This window comes from Bradyrhizobium sp. 26S5 (genome assembly GCF_036923295.1).
GTDB lineage: Bacteria > Pseudomonadota > Alphaproteobacteria > Rhizobiales > Xanthobacteraceae > Bradyrhizobium > Bradyrhizobium septentrionale.
Genome location: NZ_CP145948.1, coordinates 3,620,068 through 3,642,058, shown reverse-complemented (window position 1 = coordinate 3,642,058; position 21,991 = coordinate 3,620,068). Strand labels below are relative to the sequence as shown.

Annotated in this window: 11 protein-coding genes; 2 read left to right on the top strand and 9 right to left on the bottom strand. The window is 60.7% G+C overall.

From position 1 onward, the window contains the following. The 4 genes from V5279_RS16695 to V5279_RS16680 all read right to left on the bottom strand — a co-directional run bounded on the left by V5279_RS16695 (nt 1) and on the right by V5279_RS16680 (nt 3,653). Nucleotides 1-507, bottom strand: coding sequence for an A24 family peptidase (locus tag V5279_RS16695; protein WP_338699134.1), 507 nt, complete (start codon nt 505-507; stop codon nt 1-3). A 285-nt stretch (nt 508-792) separates the two neighbouring features. Continuing rightward, entirely contained in the window at nt 793-1,005 is a 213-nt protein-coding gene (locus V5279_RS16690; RefSeq protein WP_338699132.1) for a hypothetical protein, read from the bottom strand. A gap of 90 nt (nt 1,006-1,095) precedes the next feature. Beyond that, entirely contained in the window at nt 1,096-1,308 is a 213-nt protein-coding gene (locus V5279_RS16685) for a hypothetical protein (RefSeq protein ID WP_338699130.1), read from the bottom strand. Between the two features lie 839 nt (nt 1,309-2,147). Then, on the bottom strand, nt 2,148-3,653 hold the full coding sequence (locus V5279_RS16680) for a hypothetical protein (protein ID WP_338699128.1): 1,506 nt from the start codon (nt 3,651-3,653) through the stop codon (nt 2,148-2,150). A gap of 283 nt (nt 3,654-3,936) precedes the next feature. Between V5279_RS16680 and V5279_RS16675 the strand changes: the two genes are divergently transcribed. Then, nucleotides 3,937-5,280: a glycosyltransferase family 87 protein gene (locus V5279_RS16675; RefSeq protein WP_338699126.1), complete on the top strand. Its 1,344-nt coding sequence runs from the start codon at nt 3,937-3,939 to the stop codon at nt 5,278-5,280. A 180-nt stretch (nt 5,281-5,460) separates the two neighbouring features. On the opposite strand, the gene V5279_RS16670 is transcribed toward V5279_RS16675, so the two are convergent. From V5279_RS16670 to V5279_RS16650, 5 genes are all read right to left on the bottom strand, one after another. Beyond that, entirely contained in the window at nt 5,461-5,955 is a 495-nt protein-coding gene (locus V5279_RS16670) for a pilus assembly protein N-terminal domain-containing protein (RefSeq protein WP_338699124.1), read from the bottom strand. Between the two features lie 324 nt (nt 5,956-6,279). Further along, nucleotides 6,280-7,650, bottom strand: coding sequence for an HlyD family type I secretion periplasmic adaptor subunit (locus tag V5279_RS16665; protein ID WP_338699122.1), 1,371 nt, complete (start codon nt 7,648-7,650; stop codon nt 6,280-6,282). Nucleotides 7,651-7,658: 8 nt separating this feature from the next. Next, entirely contained in the window at nt 7,659-9,392 is a 1,734-nt protein-coding gene (locus V5279_RS16660; RefSeq protein ID WP_338699120.1) for a type I secretion system permease/ATPase, read from the bottom strand. A 195-nt stretch (nt 9,393-9,587) separates the two neighbouring features. After that, the gene (locus tag V5279_RS16655) at nt 9,588-19,193 is read right to left on the bottom strand and encodes a VCBS domain-containing protein (RefSeq protein ID WP_338699118.1); all 9,606 of its coding nucleotides are present in this window, start codon (nt 19,191-19,193) and stop codon (nt 9,588-9,590) included. 376 nt (nt 19,194-19,569) lie between these two features. Then, entirely contained in the window at nt 19,570-20,373 is an 804-nt protein-coding gene (locus V5279_RS16650; RefSeq protein ID WP_338699116.1) for a hypothetical protein, read from the bottom strand. A gap of 778 nt (nt 20,374-21,151) precedes the next feature. Here V5279_RS16650 and V5279_RS16645 point away from each other — a divergent pair. Continuing rightward, nucleotides 21,152-21,688 carry an NYN domain-containing protein gene (locus V5279_RS16645; RefSeq protein WP_338699114.1) on the top strand — a complete coding sequence of 179 codons (537 nt, stop codon included), beginning with the start codon at nt 21,152-21,154 and terminating at the stop codon, nt 21,686-21,688. Nucleotides 21,689-21,991 lie beyond the last annotated feature (303 nt).

The following is a 21,991-nucleotide window of genomic DNA, read 5'->3' as shown; positions in this document are numbered from 1 at the left end:
TCAAAATGCTTTGCTCAAAATCGTCCAAATACCACCACACGCGATGGCGACCCCATAAGGCAACGGTGCGTGTCGCAAATGCCGCCAGCGCTCGACTGCATAAACCCGGCGCACGAGCGACGATCCGGCAGGCGCCAACCTGGGATATGGCAGGGCGCGCATCATTAGATGCACCAGGCCAAGAACGCCACCGGCCAGCGCGGTGATAGTCAACAGCTGCACCACGCCCGTCAGCGGTAGACCAACTGCCAGAGCTACCAGCAGCTTGACGTCGCCGCCGCCGATCTTTCCCCGCTGGTAGATGACGAGCAGCAGCAGCAACAGGATCGCAGCAATGATCAGCGACTGGGCAACTTGCATTGGATCGGCCAGTTGCCTAGCGATCCCGAGGATTACGAGCGCTAGACAAATTTCGTTTCGGATCAACCGTGCCGCGATATCGGTCGTTGCAACATATAGCAGCAACAGGATTTCCAGAAACCAGGTTATGGGAATAATCCAACTCATCAAATGCACGCCTTTAAAAAATCAAATGCACGCGTTTAAAAGGCAGATGGCAAATCCCCGTGCTCCCTAAATCAGCTGGCCGCAGGTTCTTCAGACTGCACTCGCCTCGACGGTGCCGATCCTGCTGTTCGCCGCAGTCGTCGACGTCTGCTTGTCGGGACCACCGGGCTCGGCATTGAATCCGGCGCCCGCTACAGTCACGCATTTCGGAGACACCGCGCCGACTTTATCGGAGCGCCGGAGCGGGGCACAGTTCGATGCCCCACCCGGAGCGAGACAGCCGTGTTACGCGACCGCTGCAGTGACCTTACTGGCGATACTCGAGATCGCACCGCTCAGAGCGTCGACAATCGGACCAGTACCACCAGTGCCGAACGCAGCGGCAACGGCAGCGACGATGCAGGCGGCAACAATCACGTACTCGAACGACACAACGCCATCCTGGTCCGCGCGCAGACGCGCAATAGCGTCCGTAGCCTTGATGAAATACTTCAACATAGGAATCCCTCTCGTTGAACTATGGAATGTTGTAAAATGAGGCGGGGGAGCACAGGCGAATGGCCCCCCTGCCCGAGTCAGGCGGCCGTGTTATGCGACGGCAGCAGTGACCTTGCTGGCGACACTCGAGATCGCACCACTCAGCGCGGTAAAGATCGGGCCGGTACCACCACTGCCGAACGCAGCGGCAACGGCGGCGACGATGCAAGCCGCAACGATGACGTACTCGAACGACACAACGCCGTCCTCATTGTTGCGCAGACGCTTCAGGGCTTCCGTGGTCGCGATGTAATACTTCAACATAGGAGAAAATCCCTTTTGATGATGAAATGGACTAAAAGGTTGGCGGACTAATCCGGTGCCAACTGAAAACGTTTATAATCTCGCCCCCGAAAGCTGTCACTCGGTAATCGTTTCTTAACCTTACCCGCAAAGTCGCGCTTCCCCCGTGGAAATACTGGAAAAATAAGCGGCGCGCGACGGCAAGTTGGGCCGTAAAAACCTGAGGGTTGAAACTGCCAGCATGCTTATGTGGCCGGTCCACAATTCCGGGAAGAAGCGGCAATATGTTTCATCAACCTTTGGGTGCACGACAGCGCGCGAGTCGGCCAGTGACTTGCAGGTCAAGTCGTGATATAAGCCACTGCGCCGCCGTATCTTTTTGGGCTAAGGACTACCTTTAATCTGCCGGACGCGGACGCTCTCTTTCGAAGCGACATCCCCCTCGACAAACACTGACACTCACGGGTTGCTTATCACGAAAGAACCGTCTCCCAGATTGGGTCAATGCAGACGCGCGAATGGCTATCAGGGATGCGGCACTGGGGGTAACTCGGAATTTCTAGCGACCTTCCGGACTTGAAGCTCATCCTCCCGTACAAATACGGAGCAACGATCCGGGAGTACGACAGCGACGCTGTCGGTAGTTTGCGTACCCGGTGCAGCGCTGCGAGCTAAGGGATCGAAAAGAACCCAGCTAATCGGGCGTCGCCCCGCGATGGTCGTGATCGTCGCGTGGAGGAGCTTGGCGTCGGTCGAAAGAACCTTGCTGAACGTCGGTCAACCCTCGCCCGCTTAAGCTCGCGCGTACGCCGCCGCTCGCAATCCGCCGGCAGCATGTCAGAAAACGTCGGACAAGCGGGCTAGTTCAGGGAATCCGCGCGTCCTGCACGCATTCTCCGAACGTGGACGACGGCTATGTCATCGGCATAGGTCCGCTCCCATTCTGGCATTCGGTCAAGCAGAGCTATGGCCGGAGTCGACGGAAACAGCAGCGTTGCGTCGATTTTGTACTCATCGAGCAATTTGACAAAATCGGCCAGATCATCGAGCGACACGGTACGCAAATAGCGATTGAGAAAAACTGGCCCATACAACTCGGCACGTGAATCGATGAACGTCGGACTGCCCTGGGAAATCAGATACCCTCCGAAAGAGTAGTCGTTCAATATTCGGCCTGCATTTAACTGCCTGAGTTTTTCCACGGCAACGCGCGGAGCACGTGGTGGCGTGTGGTCCCCCGTCCCCAAGATCACGCCGGTCACGATCGCCAGGCCAGCGATCGCGATGACAAGCGCTGTCCGTGACACGGGGACGATTTTGCGGTTGTGCTGCAATTGCGGCCAGCCGAGATGCTGCGCTAAGGGACCTGCAGTAAAGAACGGCGCAACCAGCGCGCAAACGTCAACATAACGCACGTGGGCAAGCGTCTGGGAAACCACGGCCAGCAGCGCAGCAATCCTGATCGGAGGCAACTTAAGGCCGCTGTACAGCACATAGGCCATCCCGGCGATGAAGCATATCGTAATGGGATTAAGCGTGCCGAAGTCCAGCGCCGGCTTCCATTCGCCGATCGTAGAAAGAATTGGGCCAAGGTCCAAAATGCGGAATGTAACCAGGATCGACTCCGGTCCATACGGAGTGATGCAGGCGGCGACGAGTGCCAGTGCGCCAAATCCAAGCCAGCGCAGTGCGATCGCCACACGGGCAGACTTGTCTGCAGTCCAAATCGCTTCCAGGGCGAATGGCGCAATCAACGCCAGGCCCAGCGTAAAACTTCCGTGTAGGTTCGCCCACAGCGTGATGAGCGGGAGATAGACGAACGAAGGTGCACGTCGCTCTTCGCTCGCCTGAACCAGCGCATTAGCCCACACCACCATGAGGGGAAAGATCAGGACATGCGGCCGGGCTAGCATGTGGAACGCCGTCATGACGAGTCCGCCGCCAACGAGGATCATGACCGGTGTGTTCGGCAGCCGTTTCAGCAACAGGTGTGTCAGCAGGAAGAACGCGACCGACGCCGACAGTGCGGCAAGGAACGCAGCTCCCGGCCACCCGGCCAGTTTGAACGCTGCGAAATACAGCACTTCCGATAACCACCCACTGGTTATCCAAGGCGCATCGCGCATCGTGAAGGAGAAAGGATCGACGTGAGGCACGGCACGATGATCAATAATCCACTGGCCGACCGCGATGTGCCAATAGATGTCCGTATCCCTCAACAGGCTGTCGATCCTGCCGATGAGCGTCAGATAGGCCGTGGCCCCGAATATGAGTGGTAGCCAAGCCCGAAGATGATCGCTGCGCATAGGCGACACGCCGAGCCTGGTTTCCGAACTTGCTTGAAACGAATTATTGCCTGAGGGCATGGCCTCTGTCCCGGGATGCCCACCATTGTCAATTTCGGCCTATCTGCGCAACGGAAAGTTCTCAAGCTGCTTAATGCCGACGCCAGCATTAACGATAGCGGCGGTGGCTTCTCATTGGCTCTGGCGGTGGCTGACTGAACCGCGGTGGAGGCTTTCTCCTGCAGAACATCACCGCGTGAGCGCCAAACAGATCAGCGGCAGCTCCTGACCCGAGCTATGCGCGAAAGTGGCTGATGATAGACAGGCGGCGCACCGGAGGCGAGGTCGAGGCCATGGATCGAAAATGTCCAAGATTCTTGATGCTTCTTTCTGCGAATTCTGGACACTTCTTTCTGCGCCCCTTATTGCTTGGCGCGTGCGCTTTCCAACAGGAAGCGTTTCCGAGCAAGGATCTCGCATGGCCGCCTCCCGCGCTCCCGTAGAAATTGCCCCAGGCCAAATCGAAATTCCCGCGCGGCTGCGGAAGGCATGTTTTGCACTTTGCGCGATGAACTTGACGCTTTGCCTAATGGCGTATCTCTCGCGGGCGTGGATTTACGATAAGAACGGTCTCGGCATCCCGACGGACTTTGTCAGCTTCTGGGCTGCTGGGCGTCTCGCACTCGATGGCTTTCCGGCACAGGCCTTTGACTGGGACATCCTGAAGCGGATCGAGGTCACCAAGCTCGGTCAGGACTTTAGCGGCGATTTTCCCTGGCATTACCCGCCGCCATTCCTCTTCGTCGCGTCCGTGCTGGCGCTGTTGCCTTATTCGGTGGCGCATCTCGGCTGGATTCTCGCCAGCATCGTGCCTTATCTTGCCGTCGTGCGCGCGATCGTCGGCCACAACTTCGGTGTTCTGCTCGCACTCGCCGCTCCATTTGTTTCCATCAATGCGCTGGTCGGGCAGACGGGCTTCCTCACTGCAGCGCTGATCGGCGGCACTCTCTATCTGATTCCGATCCGCCCGGTGCTTGCCGGCATCTGCCTAGGACTATTGACGTACAAGCCGCAATACGGGCTGCTGTTTCCGCTTGTCCTGATTGCGGATGGACAATGGCGCGTATTCGTCAGCGCCACCGTCACCGCGATCGCGATGTTCGCCCTTTCGTGGCTCGCCTTCGGCAGTGAGAGCTGGCTCGCGTTCTTCCAATGGATGACCAAATCCTCGCAAGCGATATTGACCGAGGGCAAGGCGACATGGTGGAAGTTGCAGAGCGTCTACTCGATGGTGCGTTATTTCGGCGGCCCTGAGCAACTGGCTTGGGCATTCCAGTTTGTCCTCACCGCGGTACTTGCGGTGGGGCTGGCGCTGATGTGGCGGAGCCGCGTGCCCTATACCTTGAAGGCCGCCGCTCTTGCCACAGGGACGTTGCTGGCCACACCCTATGTCGCCATCTACGACATGGTGGTGCTCGCCATTCCCGTCGCCTTCCTGGTTCGCATCGGATTAAGGACCGGCTTTTACAGCTACGAACTTCCGGCACTGGGCGGCGTGCTCGTTCTCATTGCCTGCTACTTCGCCGCCATACCGACGGGGCTCGGCGTCACGTTGATCGTTTCAATCCTCGTACTCAGTCGCGCCGGTTCGTGGTGGCGGCGTGAGCCAGTCGGAGCTGCGGCAAGCGCGGGAGCCAGCCGGTCATGAAGATAAGAACAAGGCTCTTGGCTTATGCCAGAACCGCTCGGTGCGGATGCGTGCTTTGATCCCGATCCCATAGTCCTACGGACGGGAATCAAAGCTTCGGCCGCGAACGTTGCGAAAACACCAAGCTAACTCTAGACGTCAAATATGACTTGCATCCTGTCTGTCATCAGGATGACTAGGTTATCGATATTCCCGTACCCTCGATTCACTGGCCCCATCGCCCTTGCTCCGGGTCTCGGAGATCGATGTCGAGAACGGCAGCGGCGCAATCTCCGGATTGGCGCGGCTGCAACCGCCGGGAATGCTGCAATAATAGGTGGAGTAGCCCCCTACGGCGGTCTTGTCGCCGAAGATTTTGATGACGGTCGAGTTTGCCGAGACAGCGATATTCGATCGGTGGATGACCTTGCCGTCTGGGGCATAGGCCGTCATCATAACCTGGCCGGGCGCCAATCCCTTGATGGTGAACGTACGATCGGTGTCCGGGATGACTTCCGCAACGCCCTCGGCGCCGGTGGTTATCTTGCCAACCGCCTGGTCGAAACTGAAGGACCGCGCTTGGCCGGCCTTAAGTTCAATCGTGTCGACCGCAATAATCTCCTGCGGGGGCTGCGCATTCGAACTGCCAATGAGAAGAGCGGCGCTGATGGCCCAGCCGAGCACCAAACTACGCATTTTGGTCTATCCAAAATTATAGCAATTTACGAATCTTAGGACGGTACTTGAGGACGGGTCCAAATTCAATCCCCGAAAGAACTCCGCCCCATGCCGACTTGCAGCAGGCTGCAGCGGCCCCACGGAGTTCGCCAAAGCTTTCCTGTCGATCCAGCACACCGCTTGGTTCTTGGGGCGGCCTCAAGCTTCTTCGTCAGGGCCAAGACGTCACGGGGCCCAGATCGAACCGGGCGACCGCCACCTTTGAGATAATCGGACAAAGCATTGAGGACGCCGAACGCGCTGGTTTCCGCAGTTCCTGAGCGGAGCGCCAATTGGAGGCAATCATTTCTGCCGGAACGCGTGATTGAACGACATGACCAGCGGTCCCACGATGTAATCAAACGCGGTTCGCTGAATCGTCGGGATCATCACAGTTGCCGGCATTCCCGGATAAAGGTGGATGTTGGGCATGGTCGCCAGTTCGTCCTGGTCGATCCGAACGTAGGCCGTGTAATAGGGATTGTTGGTCTTGGGATCCGTCAAGCGGTCCGCCGAGACCTGAATGACGTCGCCGTGAATGATCGGAACGATCCGCTGCTTGTAGGCCGTCAGGTGAACTTCGGCACGTGTGTTCGGGTGCACGTCGCTGATGTCCTCGACCGCGACCTGGGCTTCGATTGTCAGCGAATCTTCGTCAGGCACGATGTCCAAAATCTTGTCGCCGCGCTGAATCACGCCTCCCATCGAAAACACGCTAAGGCCAACCACCCGCCCGGTATAGGGAGCGCGAATTTCCATCCGGCCCAGCACCGCTTTGGCGTTCATCGCCTTCGGGATGACCTCCAGGAGTCTGGCTTGGGTGTCGCGCAAGTCCTTGGTGACGTCGGTCATCCGGTCGTTATCGAATTGGGCGATCTGCTGCTCCTGTTCCGCGATCGCCTGGCGGGCCTTGGCGATGTTGGCGTTTGCATCAGCGATCTGGCCCTCGAGACCGTACGCCGTCCGCTCCAGCTGCAGGATGCGGGGACGGGCGATCAACCCTCGCTCCACGAGCGGAGCGACGTCCTTGGCCTCCTTGCGAACTGAGTCGATCTGGTTGGTGAAGGACTTCACCTGCGCTTCCGCACCAACGATCTGCGATCCCAGTTGGTTGATCTTTTCGCGGACGACGCTTCTTTGCCCTTCGAGCGACGCCCTGCGGGTGTCAAACTGGCTGAGCTGTCCGTTCCAGACGCTCTTGAAATACGGATCGTCGGAGCGCGCCTTCAGATCCGGCGGCATGACAAGCTGGGAGCCATGGTCAAGTTCGGTCAGCAGCCGGACTTCCGACGCACGAAGCACGGCATATTGCTGCGTTAGCACCTCGTGCTCTGCGCGAGCCTGGGTCTCGTCCAGCACGATCAGCAGATCACCGGCGAGCACCCTGTCACCTTCCCTGACGTGCAATTCCTTGACGATACCGCCGTCGAGGTGCTGGAGGCTCTTGCGGTTGCCATCGACCTTCACGACCGCATTGGCGACCACCGCCCCGTTGAGCGGCGCCGTCACCGCCCAGGCGCCGATGCCGCCGAAGAAGATGGCAATGATCAACCACCCCGCTCCGGCGACATTGCGAATGGAGTCGTTTGGCATGCCAGCATTGTTCGTGCCCTTTGTCCCGCGCGGCGCGGCTCCGGGGCGCATCGACAGGTCTGTGACATCAAGCAACGTCATGATTTCTCCTAACCGGTCGCTCCCCGAACTGCAGGAACCGGCACAGGCCGCGTGAGGCGCGCCAGGATTTCGCTCCGCGGTCCGAACATCTCGGCCACGCCTTCGCGCAACACCAATATCTTGTCGACCACGCCGATTGTGGCCGGCCGATGGGAAATGATCACCACCGTGGTCCCGCGCTTCTTCAGCTGCGTGATGCAGTCGGCCAGCGCTGCGTCGCCCTCGGCATCAAGGTTCGAGCTCGGCTCATCCAGCACAACCAGGCTCGGATGGCCGTAGACCGCGCGTGCGAGACCGATGCGTTGACGGTAGCCGCCTGACAGGATCGCGCCCCCCTCCCCGACCTGGGTATCGTAGCCGTCAGCGAGCCGCAGGATCATCTCGTGCACATCGGCCATTTGCGCAGCCAGAATGATGGCCTTGTCGTCTCCGTCCTTGAACCGGCAGATATTGGCGGCCACCGTATCGGAAAATAGCTCGATATCCTGCGGAAGATAGCCGAGATGCTCGCCGAGTGACGATCTGATCCAGGTCGAAACATCAGATCCGTCGAGGCGAACGGCACCTGCGGACGGCGCCTGAACGCCGACGATATGGCGCGCCAGCGTGGATTTGCCGGCTCCGGAGGGGCCGATGATCCCGAGGACCTCACCCGGTTCGACCTGGAAGGTAACCCCGCGCAGAATGGGCCTCGATGTTCCGGGCGCGGCAAAGGACAGCCCTTCGACCGACACGCGGCCCTCGGGCCGCGGCAGGATCAGTCCCGATTGACGCGGTGGATTGGCGGCCAACAGCTCGCGCACCCGCAGGAATGCACCGCGGGCGGAGTTGAGGCTGCGCCATGACCCAACGATCTGTTCGACCGGCTGCAGGGCGCGGCCAAGCAAGATGCTGGCGGCAAACATGGCGCCAGCGGTGGTGAGCCGCTCGATCACGAGATAGGCGCCGAGACCGAGAATCAGGGATTGCATCGAAAGACGCAGGAAGCGAATGAAGCTCTGCATCGTGGCCGCGCGATCGCTTGCGGCGACCTGGCGCTCGAGCATACGGTCGCGGTCCCGGCCCCAGCGCTTGAGGAGGCCGGCGGTCATCCCCATTGCGCGCACCACTTCGGTGTTGCGCAGGCTCATCTCGGTGAAACTGTAATTTCGATTTGCCGCCTCGCTGGATTCGGAAAGCGGAGGCTTGACGATCCATTCGCTAAAAAGGGCCATCAGCACCAGGATGATCGTGCACCCCAGCGCAAATGCGCCCAGGAACGGGTGCAGAGCGAAAATCACCGCGATATAGATCGGCGCCCAGGGCAGGTCGAAGATCGCGTGAATTCCGGACCCGGTGATGAACTGCCGGAAAGTATCGAAATCGCGCAGCAGCTGGCTGCGGGCACCGCCGATCTTTGTCGAATGGTCGATGATGGCGGTCATCACCCGCGGCGCGATCTTCCGATCGAGCCGGATGCTGGTGCGCGTCAGCACACGAGCGCGTACCGCATCGAGACCCGCGAGCGCCATGAACGCCAGCAACAGCGCCAGCGTCAGCATCAGCAGCGTGATCTCGCTGGCGCTCGAGATCACGCGGTCGTAGACCTGCAGCATGTACAGCGGGCCGGCCAGATAGAGCAGGTTGATGGCCAGGCTGAATATGGCTGCAGTCACAAAATAGCCCTGGCAGGCCCGCAGCGCCTGCCGGAATTCGTCCGCTCTTTTACGTAGGGTACTCACGCGGAACCTGGCCGAAGCCATCCCCTAAAAATGATGAGCGGCAGCCATTAGGCGGCAGCCAAAAGGTCCAAGTAAATCAATCATCCAATCTATCCTGCTTAGCATAGCCGGCGGCCGCGCCAAAGCCGCTGCCGGCGCAAAAACGGCAGGAGGGTAAACTTACGGGGTTCGGCTTCTCCCCCGATCATTTCTCTTGCCCCGTGAAGTTCACGTCTCTCAGGCGATGTGGTGCGGATCATAGGTGATCACCGTGCCGTTCGTGGCGTCGGCCTTCTCGGCAAAGCCGGTCGGATCGTATTGACCGAGCAGGACGATGTTGGCCGTGTGGACGCCATCCGACACCGTCAGAGTGCCGCCGGTCCCCGCCTGGTTCTCCGTGAAGCTCAACGTCGTGCCAGCACCGAAGCTGATGCCCTTGATGTCGATGTCGTCATTGCCATCGAGGCCGCTCACCGTGCCGGAGAAGTGGAACGCATCATCCAGGATCAGGTGGCCAGCGGCGGTCGTGTCGAAGGTGACGCCTGCCGCCGAGGCTGACCCGAACTCGATGGTGCCAGCCCCGCTGATCAAAGCGTTGCCAATCCCGGTAACCTCGCCCTCTGCTGTGACCGTGCCGCCATTGGCCCAGATCAGTCCGCTGTTGGCCACCGCGCTGGCGAGCACCAGCCCACCCGTACCGGTCGCCTCCAGCGTACCGGCGTTTGCGATCACGTTGGTACCGGTATCGATCACCAGGGCATGGCTGCCCGTGGCATCGATGATGCCCTCGTTGCTCAGCGTCAGGCTGCCCTGCCCGATCTGGCCTGCGCCGGAGATCACGTTGTCGACGTTGTCGAGCGTAACGTTCGAGACCGTTCCGGCGATGACGTTGTGGTCATCGTCGGACAGGACCACATGACCGCCGCCGTTGAGCGTGATCCCGGTCTGGATCAGTTGCAGCAGCGTGTCGTCGCCGGAGGCCTGCAGGTCGATCTCGCCGGTGTTGTGGATGACGCCCGACAGCGGCAGCATCGCGCCGTCGCCGATCGTCATCGCGCCCGGATTTTCGACCGTCGGCGTCACGTCGAATTCGAAGTTTGCTGCGGTCAGGTCTGCCGTGTGGACCCCGTCCAGGGTGATTGTCTGGCCATCAGCAAGCGTAACCACGGCGTTTCCGTTGGCGTCGTCGGCGGTATGGGCCTGAACGTCGCTGAAGCTCTGCCAACCGTAGCTGATCAGGTCGATGACGTCCGATGACACTTCGAAGTTGTGCACGACGTCATTGCCGATCGGTTGCGAGAACACGAACGTGTCGTGGCCGCTCGAACCGGTTAGCGTGTCGTCGCCGGACCATGCGAAGATGGGTGAACCGGGATTAAATGTCTCAAGATTACTGGCGATGAATTGCGTGACTGCCGCACCAGTGGGATCGGTCCAATTAACAGTCACATGCAACAGCTCGGCTCCAACCGCCTGCGAAGTCACTGCTACAGAAGCTAGATCGACGTCTTGCAAGGTCCACGTTGATGCGTCCAACTGGGTCCCGCCATTAAGGGATATCGTAGTCGGGACATCAGTTATTGTTACGGAGGCAAGGCCATTCGGATTAATTGTCGTGGTCAGCCCCAAGTTCATCGGACTGCCGACAACCCCCGCAGGGAAACCGGAAAGAACAACGTCCTGGGTAACCAGCCCTGTCGTACCTGCAAGTTCCACGACGATTACGTGAGAATCATTGTCGTTCACCTTATGACTGGAGGTGTCCGTGTTTGCGTAGACAAACGTATTTCCGCCAGACACATGGAACACAACGTTCTTTGCTGCGATCGTGAAATTCCCATTACCAGCGTCTGACGTTTGGAAGGTTGTTAGCCCCAATGCCGAAGCGAAACTTAGAAAATCATGTGTAGCGCCGGTGCCGGTAGTGAAGTTATTGATGATATCGAGCGAACCAGCACTTGAATCGTTTGCGGAGGCATAACGGAACGTATCCTGCCCCGATCCGCCATCAAGAGTGTCGGCACCCGCGCCACCGGTCAGCGTGTCGTTGCCGGCTCCACCGGTCAGCGTGTCGGCGCCAGAGCCACCGATGATGGTGTCGGCCTGGCCCGATCCGATGAGCGTTACCCCGGTCGCATTGCCAGCGTTGGTCAGAGTCCACCCGTTGGCTCCGGTGGCCGCTGACACATTGATGTTGAAGCCCGATGCCGTGATCGACGCCGTACCTGCATTGCTGGTCGCTGCACTCGCTGTCCAGGCTGCCGCTGCCGTCGCATTCGCCGTCGCACCCGACGACACCACCAGGATGTCGGTGCCGCCGGCGCCGAGGTCGGTAATGGTGTCGGTGCCCGCATCCACATTGAACGTGTCTGCACCAGACCCGCCGGTCAGCGTGTCGTTGCCGCCACCGCCAGTCAGCGTGTCGGCACCAGAGCCGCCAATGATGGTGTCGGCCTGAGCCGAGCCGGTGAGCGTCACCGCAGTCGCATTGCCGGCATTGGTCACAGTCCACCCGTTGGCCCCGGTGGCCGCTGACACATTGATGTTGAAGCCCGATGCCGTGATCGAAGCTGTACCCGCATTGCTGGTCGCTGCGCTCGCCGTCCAGGCCGCCGCTGCCGTCGCATTCGCCGTCGCACCCGACGACACCACCAGGATGTCGGTGCCACCGGCGCCGAGGTCAGTAATGGTGTCGGTGCCCGCATCGACATTGAACGTGTCAGCACCCGCGCCGCCGGTCAGCGTGTCGTTGCCGGCTCCGCCAGTCAGCGTGTCGGCACCAGAGCCACCACTGAGCGTATCGGAACCAGAGCCGCCCGAAATCGTGTCAGCAAAATTCGAGCCGGTAAGGATTACGCCAGTTGCGTTGCCGGCATTGGTTAGATTCCAGCCGTTGGTGCCTAGGGCACCCGAGACGTCAATGTTGAAGCCTGATGCCGTGACCACCGCGGTGCCTTGATTGATAGTGGCTGCTGCAGTCCAATTGGCTGCTGCCGTGGCGTTCGCCGTAGCGCCTGACGACACCTGCAACGAATCAGAGCCGCCGGCGCCAAGGTCCGTGATGGTGTCGGTGCCCGCGTCGACGACGAACGAGTCGATATTGGCCCCCCCGGTCATTGTGTCGTTGCCCGCCCCCCCGGTCAGAACGTCGTTCCCAACGCCCCCAATCAGAGTGTCGTTGCCCGTTCCACCTGTCAGTAGATCGGCCCCAGCTGAGCCCGTCAGTGTCACGCCAGTTGAATTGCCGGCATTTGTCAAAGTCCAGCCAAATATGCCTGCAGTCGCTGCCGATACATTGAGGTTGAAGCCTCCTGCGTTTACCGTCGCACTTCCGGCATTAGCGCCACCGTTGCTACTGGCTGACGTCGCCGTCCAGGCGGCCGCTGCCGTCGCATTCGCCGTCGCACCTGATGACACCACCAGGATGTCGGTGCCGCCGGCGCCGAGGTCGGTAATGATGTCGGTGCCCGAATTGACATTGAATGTGTCAGCACCCGCGCCGCCGGTCAGCGTGTCGTTGCCGGCTCCGCCGGTCAGCGTGTCGGCGCCAGAGCCACCGATGATGGTGTCGGCCTGGCCCGATCCGATGAGCGTTACCCCGGTCGCATTGCCGGCGTTGGTCAGAGTCCACCCGTTGGCTCCGGTGGCCGCTGACACATTGATGTTGAAGCCCGATGCCGTGATCGACGCCGTACCTGCATTGCTGGTCGCTGCACTCGCTGTCCAGGCTGCCGCTGCCGTCGCATTCGCCGTCGCACCCGACGACACCACCAGGATGTCGGTGCCGCCGGCGCCGAGGTCGGTAATGGTGTCGGTGCCCGCATCCACATTGAACGTGTCTGCACCAGACCCGCCGGTCAGCGTGTCGTTGCCGCCACCGCCAGTCAGCGTGTCGGCACCAGAGCCGCCAATGATGGTGTCGGCCTGAGCCGAGCCGGTGAGCGTCACCGCAGTCGCATTGCCGGCATTGGTCACAGTCCACCCGTTGGCCCCGGTGGCCGCTGACACATTGATGTTGAAGCCCGATGCCGTGATCGAAGCTGTACCCGCATTGCTGGTCGCTGCGCTCGCCGTCCAGGCCGCCGCTGCCGTCGCATTCGCCGTCGCACCCGACGACACCACCAGGATGTCGGTGCCACCGGCGCCGAGGTCAGTAATGGTGTCGGTGCCCGCATCGACATTGAACGTGTCAGCACCCGCGCCGCCGGTCAGCGTGTCGTTGCCGGCTCCGCCAGTCAGCGTGTCGGCACCAGAGCCACCGATGATGGTATCCGCTCCCGTTGATCCGGTTATCGTGAAACCTTCTGATTGGTTGGCTAGATTGAGCGTCGCAGCCGATGTCAGCGTTACGTTCTCAATGTTCACGATTTGCGAATCGCTGGTGCTGGTGAAGTTCGCTCCTACCTGCAAGGTGTCAGTGCCGGCGCCGCCATCGAGCAGCGTATCGTTCTGTGCCCCCACGATCGTGTCATTACCGGAACCAGCGGTAATGCTATCCGCGCCGGTCGACCCAGTTATCGTGAAGCCCTCGGTTTGGTTTGAAAGATTTATTGTCACCGGATTCGTGAGCAGGACCTTCTCTATGTTCACGATCTGAGCATCGCTCGCGCTGGTGAAATTTTGATCTTCCTGCAGCGTGTCGGTACCGGCGCCACCATCGAGCAGATGATCGTTTGACCCGCCGATAATGGTGTCGTTACCATTACCACCGAAGATCCAGTCGGCACCTACTCCACCTCTCAAGACGTCATTTCCGTCGAGACCATAGATCGCGGTGTCCGAACCGCCCGCGGTGAAACCATCGTCTCCGCTCGTGCCTAGGAAGAGACCGGTGACAGAGGCCGAAAGCACACCGTCGGTGACCTGCAGTATTCCCGAAACCGCCGTAGTTTGAGCCGTTGGCGTCAGGGTAGTTGTACTGCCACCCGTGATCGTCGGGTTTCCGAATGCCGCCGCGAAGGGAGTGGCCAACGAAAGTGTCGGATTGTCTACGTCGCTGGCAACAAAACTGATCGAGTTTGCACTAATCGTGACGTTGCTGACCACGGGCGCGTCATCAACTGGTGTTACTGTGATGGTCGTATTTGCGACGTTGCTGGCATGGTTCGACGCCGAACCGTCATCGACCTGGTAGCTGATGGTGCGGGTCGCGCCCGACGGATTGTCGCTCGAGTTGAAATAGGTCACCGACTCCAGCGCGGCCTGATACTGGGCAACCGTCGCCGCGCCGCTCAGCGTCAAGACGCCGGTCGAGGCGTTGTAGCTGCCGGTGATGCCGTTCTGGCTGGTGAAGCCAAGGACATCTTGGCCAGCGGTGAAATTGGTCGTAATCGATATCGTCGCGCCGGTCAGATTCGTGCTGTCGACGTCGGATACCAGCAGGGCCGTGTCGATCGCGGTCGCCGCCTGGTTCTCGGTGTAGGACAGCGAGCCGCCATTGGCGTTGACGACCGGCGCGTCGTTCGAGCCGGTGATGTTGACGACGATGTCCTGCGAGGCGGTGCCGTCGAACGAGCTCACGGTGAGCGTGTCGGTGACGTGCTGGCCGTCGGTCAGGTGGTCGGCGAGACCCTGGTCGAGCGTGTAGGTCCAGGCCCCCGTGGTGGGGTTGAAGGTGAAGGTGCCGTAGGTGCCGGCGAGCGAGGCCGGGGTTGCGAAATGATCCTCGCCGGTGTCGACGTCGTGCACGGTCAGCTGACCCGATGCGCTCGGATCGCCGGCGCTGGCATTGGCCAGGCCGCCGGCTTCGGTGACCGAGGTGTCCTCGGCCGCCGAGGCGGTGATGGTGGCGTTGTCGTTCGAGCCGGTGATGTTGACGACGATGTCCTGCGAGGCGGTGCCGTCGAACGAGCTCACGGTGAGCGTGTCGGTGACGTGCTGGCCGTCGGTCAGGTGGTCGGCGAGACCCTGGTCGAGCGTGTAGGTCCAGGCCCCCGTGGTGGGGTTGAAGGTGAAGGTGCCGTAGGTGCCGGCGAGCGAGGCCGGGGTTGCGAAATGATCCTCGCCGGTGTCGACGTCGTGCACGGTCAGCTGACCCGATGCGCTCGGATCGCCGGCGCTGGCATTGGCCAGGCCGCCGGCTTCGGTGACCGAGGTGTCCTCGGCCGCCGAGGCGGTGATGGTGGCGTTGTCGTTCGAGCCGGTGATGTTGACGACGATGTCCTGCGAGGCGGTGCCGTCGAACGAGCTCACGGTGAGCGTGTCGGTGACGTGCTGGCCGTCGGTCAGGTGGTCGGCGAGACCCTGGTCGAGCGTGTAGGTCCAGGCCCCCGTGGTGGGGTTGAAGGTGAAGGTGCCGTAGGTGCCGGCGAGCGAGGCCGGGGTTGCGAAATGATCCTCGCCGGTGTCGACGTCGTGCACGGTCAGCTGACCCGATGCGCTCGGATCGCCGGCGCTGGCATTGGCCAGGCCGCCGGCTTCGGTGACCGAGGTGTCCTCGGCCGCCGAGGCGGTGATGGTGGCGTTGTCGTTCGAGCCGGTGATAGTAAAGGTCAGGTCCTGCGTCGCGGAATCGCCGACCTTGACCGCATACGTCACCGTGAGCTGGTCGCCGGCCTTTAGGAAGTCGAGGTTGGCTGCAGTCGGATCCCAGGTCCAGGAGATGTTCTGGGTGCCACCGCCGTTCGACGTGACGCCCGCGCCGAAGCTCAGGTGGTCGAGCGCCGCCTTTAACGCGCTTGCCGCAGAGGCACTGAGCTCGCTGCTCAGTGCATTGCCATTGATCAGCACGGTCGGGCTGACGGCCGACGCCGTCAGGCTGTCGCCGATGTCCTTGTCGCTGAAGGCCAGGCTGCCGGCGATCGGGGCGACGTCCTGCGCCGAGGAATCACCGGTCGATTCCGCAATCGTCGTCGACACCGCCGTGCTGTTCACTGACGTCAGCGTCGTCTGGTCGTTGGTGCCGGTAATGGTGAAGGTCAGGTTCTGGGTCGTGGAGTCCCCGACCTTGATCGCATACGTCACGGTGAGCTGGTCGCCGGCCTTGAGGAAGTCGAGGTTGGCTGCAGTCGGATCCCAGGTCCAGGATATGTTCTGGGTGCCCCCGCCGTTCGAGGTTACGCCGGCGCCGAAACTCAGGTGATCGAGCGCTGACTTAAGCGCTGTCGCATCGACCCCTGCCGGCAACGCGCCGCCATTGAGCGCGATCGTCGGCGCGCCCGCCGATGCCGTCAGGCTGTCGCCGACATCCTTGTCGCTGAAGGCCAGGCTGCCGGCGATCGGGGCGATATCCTGCGTTGAGGAATCACCGGTCGACTCTCCAACTGCAGTTGACACCAAGCCGGTGTTCACGGAGGTCAGCACCGTCTGATCGTTGGTGCCGGTGATCGTGATGATGATGTGCTGCGTGCCGCTGTCGGCGAAGCCGTCATTGACCTTTACGGTATAATCCACCGTGAGCGTCTGGCCCGCTTTCAGGAAGTCGAGGTTGGCCGTCGCGGCGTCATAGGTCCAGGCGATGGTCTTGGTGCCGCCGTCGGCAACCACCGATCCGAGCGACAGCGCGCCCGAGGTCAAGGCGGTCACGACCGCTGCGGGTGCCGTGCCACCGCCACTAACCGTGACGGACGGCGAGCCAACTACGGATGCAGTCAGCGTGTTGCCGGCATCCAGATCGGTCACCGTCAACGTGCCGTGAATGGGCGCAAGGTTCTGGGCGGATGCGTCGGTGAGTTCGGCAACCGTGGTCGGATCGGTTGCGGTAACGCCCGAAAGGACAGGCGCGTGGTTGGGCACCCCGAAAGTCAGCGTCGTCGTGGTAACGAAGCCGTTCTGGTCGAGCGTCGTCAGCGTGAACGTGTCAGTGAGAGAGACGTGGGACGTCACCGTGTAGCTGTAAGTGCCATTGGCATTGACAGTTAGCGTTCCGTCCGCACCGGTCACCGTATAGGAGGTCGGCAGGGTCGCGGTGCCGTCGAGGTACTGCGCGACGGTGAGCGACGGGTCTAGCGTCGTGGCGCCCGAGCCGCTGTTGCCGGCAGCGAGGCCGACGATTTTGAACGTGTCGGTGAAGTTGGTCGAGCTCGTGCCGACCGTGTTGCTGAAGAGATTGAGGCTGTTGAGCGACCCGCTGCTCGAAGTCGCATTCAGCGCCAGGTTGACCGTGCCGGTGTTGACGACCTGAACCTGGAGCGCCTCAAAGCCGTTGACGGATAGGCCGCCTGCGGCAGCGAAGTTGAACGAATAGCTCGCACTGCTCCCCTTATGCGTGGAGAGCCAGGTGGCATAGGCGGTAAGCTGGGACTGTATTACCGCGTATTCATCGGCGGTTACGACGATGCGAAGCGTATCGGTGCCGCCGCCGGCGACATAGGTGTCAACGTCGTTGGCGATGCTATGCAGCGTCGCGGTCGCGCCGCTGCCGGTGACCGTGTAATGGTCCGAGAGCGCATAAATAAAGAGGTCGTTGCCGTTGCCAGAGGTGACGGTGTCGCTGCCGGCTCCCGCCATGATGACGTCGCTGCCGTTGCCGACATTGATGGTGTCGTTCCCGGCGCCGCCATAGATGATATTGCTGCCGTTGCCCGCATTGATGGTATCGGTCCCGTTGCCACCAACGATGACGTTGCTGCCGTTGCCGTCGCTGATGCTGTTGGTGCCGGTGGTGTTGGCCGCATAGATCAGGTTGCCGCCATTGCCATCGCTGATGGTCGCGTTGCTGCCACTGACGATGATGGTGTTGGAGCCGTTGCCGTCGCTGACGGTGTTGTTGTTGCCCGAGACCGTGATGGTATTGGTGCCGTTGCCATCGCTAACGGTATTATTGTTTCCGCTTACCGTAACGGTGTTAGTGCCGTTTCCGTCAGAGACGGTGTTGTTGTTTCCGGTGACCGTGACCGAGTTGGTTCCGTTGCCATCGCTGACCCTATCGTTGCTTCCGGTCACAGTCAGCGTGTTGGTGCTGTTGTTGCCGGAGATCGTGGTGTTGTTGGTGTCCAGCACGCCCGCATAGGCCCTCAACCCGGTGGTCGTAATCGGCGGCGGAGCAAGAGTTGAGCCGTCGAGCGACGAAAGGGCCCAGCTGCCGCCACGTACGGCGGCACCGACGCGCTGGGCCGACGCCACCACCTTGGCGGCGGTTGCGGCCGCGATCGCGTCGATGAAGGCCGCGCCGTACTCACCCTGCGCGACTGCGCAGCTCCACAACCGTAGTTCGCCGCCCTGTGTGATCGCGCTGCCCAGATGCGCCAGATCACGCTCGACACGATCCATGGTGTCAAGCGATAGCAGCCCTGCTGAAAAAGCTATCTCTCCCGGTTGTCCGTGGGCGACAATGTGGATTGCTTCCAGTCCGCTCCTGCCTTTGACCGCCCGCGCCATCTGGCGGACAGCCGGTTCATCATCAGAGAGCAGGATTGCTTCAACATCTGGCCGGATGCCCGCAAGTAGAGTTTCGAGGTCATCGATGCCGCGATCGATGAAGGCGACCTCGCGTTTAAAGCTTACACCCGTGAACACTCCCCATTGGCAATGATTGAGCCGGAACCCCGCGATGGCCGAAATGTTCGAAGAGGTCGACGCAACTTTGGATTGAGCGAGCATGATGCTGTCCTGCAATCGGCTGGTGCTAAAAAAAACGTCTATACGGATGAGATTGCTGCCGGAACGACAGCGCTTTAAACGGGTCGCGCGCGGCGATTGGCGGCGCTCTGTCAGGGCGATGGACCCCCTCGACGCCGGCTGATCAATCAGCACTGGCGGATCGTTCGCTGTGGAAAGCAAGGGCTCGATCGGAAGATCGATTGACGTCGAAGAGTTTGAGCTCGAACGCTCGTGGAAATGCGCTTCAACCTCGGCCCACTTGATCGATGGCTTAGCATTCGGGATGCAATTTACGCGACGCAATACACACACTCCTAATAACTCTGCCGACGCAGAGCAGGTGTGATTGCAGCCGAAAATCAATTCATCAAACTACCCAAACGCTCGTCTAAAAAAAACTGCGAGCGTTTCGACCGACAAGCAATTGCCAGGCTTTTTTATGTTATTTGCTCGTCCGCCGCGCTGTGAAAGACCTCGAACGCACTACCCTGCCCGCTTCGGTGCGGCTCGGAACTCCGCACGCATGAAAATTTCTTGTCTTTAAATTCGTTCGTCGTGGGAAGGCTTGCACTCTGTGTCCGCAAAAAATGCGAGCAAGCATCCCAAAACCTAATTTAAATGCAATTTGCCGCAAATCTGCGCGGCCGTCTAGCGCCGCACAAAATCCCCGCCTTTAAGATTAATGTCGAACCGATAAGGGGTTCCCTCGCACCACACGTGGTATCCGTGGCTTTACGGGGAAGCCACGACAAGCGGTGGTCGTACGCGCGCCCGTGAAACTACGGTCATTCTGTCGAACCATCCATCTGTAAAGAACGGCCAGAAGGCAGCGCCGGACTTCCAGGCGCGATCGGCGCCGCTGCATGACAACGACGATGGCGATCCAGATCTGACCGCTCGTTTTGAAGAAGCCAGGCCCTTGACGGACTTTGCGTCCGTCTTGAAAGCAGCCCCCAAACTCCCCTCCGAGCCGCCCGCAACTCTCCGGGTTCGATTGTCGCCACTGCGCGACCGCCAGCGGCGGCTTGCCGGCGTCGGCCGGCGCTGCCGATTGCCTGCTGCGCTCTTCCTCGAGGAGCTGCGAATGAAGCTTCTGGATCTGCACGTTTCGCTCGAGCAGGGACATTGTCTTTGCCTGAACCTGCCCTGCCAACGCCTTGCGCAGGGCATTCTCCCGATCGAGCAATTCGGGAAACGGAAGCAGCGCCCGTGCGAGGTCCGTCGCCTTGATCACGCAGGACGCCCTCGCCTCCGCCTGTGCGATCTGATCCGGGAAGGCGCTGCGGCAATCCGCGAGCGCGCCATTCAGGCTGACCGGCGTCGGGTTGATCGCTGCCGGCTCAGCCTCCTCCTCAATGGCCGGGCGCGCCGCCCCGCAACAGGCTAGCAGGATGCAGAGCGAAAAGACGACGAGGCATCTCACACGCTTCGGCCAAGTCCCGCGACCCCGGTCCTCGATCGGTCGTCCGGTTGGCGAGGTCACGGCGGGCTCGCCCTTGCGAGCCCACTTCCTCTGCCTGCCCGTCGAGCCATGCCGCTCCGTCGGTCCTCGCTGCTGCTGTCAGCGCGACAAGACTTATCGACGCGGCGCAGCAGACACGCCGCCGCCACACCGCCAGCAAAACAAACTGTCAGTGCAATAAAACCGTCCTCTCCCCGAGAGGCGAGAAAACTTGTGTCTGCAAAAAGGTGGTATCTCGAAATATCGCACCGGCGCGAAACGGCGCCGCTACACGTGATCAATTTTAAATGTAATCTTGCATCTGACGCAATCGTCACCTTGTGCACACGGGCTCGTCGGCACCGGTGCGCTGCACCATTGGCTGGCGTCGACGGCGGCGCTCGCCCGACGACGTAAGCACTCATTTGTTTTGATAGTCCACGGATATCAGGATTGGAATTGGAATTGCGCGCGCGGTTATTGCGGCCGATGCCAACGAAGCGCCACAAACGAAGCGCCATAGCTGACAATTCTTCGTCGCTGCCCGAGCGCCTTCGTCCAAGCGCGGGTGCGAACGTTGGCGTCCTTTCAACGACGACCGTTTCATTTGTCGCTACGGCCGGCCGTGTCGCGTCGATTGCAATCTTATCAATAAGCGCACGATCAACATGACACCCGCCGTGTCGAAAATTTCAGCTTTTTCCCGACCGAGTCATTGCTCTAGGATCGGTCATTTCAATCAGGACGCCCGCCACGCACCCGAGGCATTTCCAGAACCAAAAGCATACAGCGACAGATCCGGGCGTCATGGGGATTTGAGATGACCGATCGCATTGCACTTTTTATCGACGGCGCGAATCTCCACACCACCGTCAAGCACCTCGGTTTTGAGATTGATTTCCGGCGACTGCTTGCGGAATTCAGCAAGCATGGGCAGCTCGTCCGTGCATATTTCTACACCGTCGTGCGAGACGATGACGAGTTCAGCAGCCTTCGGCCGCTGGTGGATTGGCTCGACTACAACGGCTATTCGGTCCGAAGAAAGGCAGCCAAGCAGCACGACGACGGCGAGGGACGGCGACGGATGAAGCGCAGCATCGGCATCGACCTCGCGGTCGACGCAATGGAAATTGCGCACCGCATCGACCACGCATTCCTGTTCTCCGGTGATGGTGATTTGCGGGCCGTTGTCGAAGCCGTCAGGCGGAAGGGCGTGCGTGTCACGGTCGTTTCCAGCATTCGAACGAAACCTCCCATGATCGCCGACGAGCTTCGCAGGCAAGCTGATGTCTTCGTCGAACTCGAGGGCCTCAGGGCATCGATCGAACGTCCGCCGCATCCGATTGCGCCAGAGTGAAGTCGCGGCCCCCTCCCGACATTGTCTACCGAGACCGGATCGATGACCAAACCTTCTCGGTCACGGGAGGAACGTCGGTTGCGATGAAGGGCAAGGGAACCGAGCTGACGACAGATGTCTTTGCGGCCCGGAAGGGGCAGCTCCGTCGATCCTTGCGACCCGAGTAAACGAGCCGCTTGGCGGCCTTTGTCAGATTCCAGCGCTCCGCCCTCGTTGCAGCCGATCTGGCGGCCTGTCGCGAACAGAAGCAGGGTCTGGCGCCCAGTAAGAGAAACTTAACTGACCTTCCTGTTCAGGGACCCT

What these genes read in the sequence shown, in the direction of transcription:
- V5279_RS16695 (WP_338699134.1), bottom strand. Translation starts at nt 507, where the DNA reads ATGAGTTGGATTATTCCCATAACCTGGTTTCTGGAAATCCTGTTGCTG.
- V5279_RS16690 (WP_338699132.1), bottom strand. Translation starts at nt 1,005, where the DNA reads ATGTTGAAGTATTTCATCAAGGCTACGGACGCTATTGCGCGTCTGCGC.
- V5279_RS16685 (WP_338699130.1), bottom strand. Translation starts at nt 1,308, where the DNA reads ATGTTGAAGTATTACATCGCGACCACGGAAGCCCTGAAGCGTCTGCGC.
- V5279_RS16680 (WP_338699128.1), bottom strand. Translation starts at nt 3,653, where the DNA reads ATGCCCTCAGGCAATAATTCGTTTCAAGCAAGTTCGGAAACCAGGCTC.
- V5279_RS16675 (WP_338699126.1), top strand. Translation starts at nt 3,937, where the DNA reads ATGTCCAAGATTCTTGATGCTTCTTTCTGCGAATTCTGGACACTTCTT.
- V5279_RS16670 (WP_338699124.1), bottom strand. Translation starts at nt 5,955, where the DNA reads ATGCGTAGTTTGGTGCTCGGCTGGGCCATCAGCGCCGCTCTTCTCATT.
- V5279_RS16665 (WP_338699122.1), bottom strand. Translation starts at nt 7,650, where the DNA reads ATGACGTTGCTTGATGTCACAGACCTGTCGATGCGCCCCGGAGCCGCG.
- V5279_RS16660 (WP_338699120.1), bottom strand. Translation starts at nt 9,392, where the DNA reads ATGGCTTCGGCCAGGTTCCGCGTGAGTACCCTACGTAAAAGAGCGGAC.
- V5279_RS16645 (WP_338699114.1), top strand. Translation starts at nt 21,152, where the DNA reads ATGACCGATCGCATTGCACTTTTTATCGACGGCGCGAATCTCCACACC.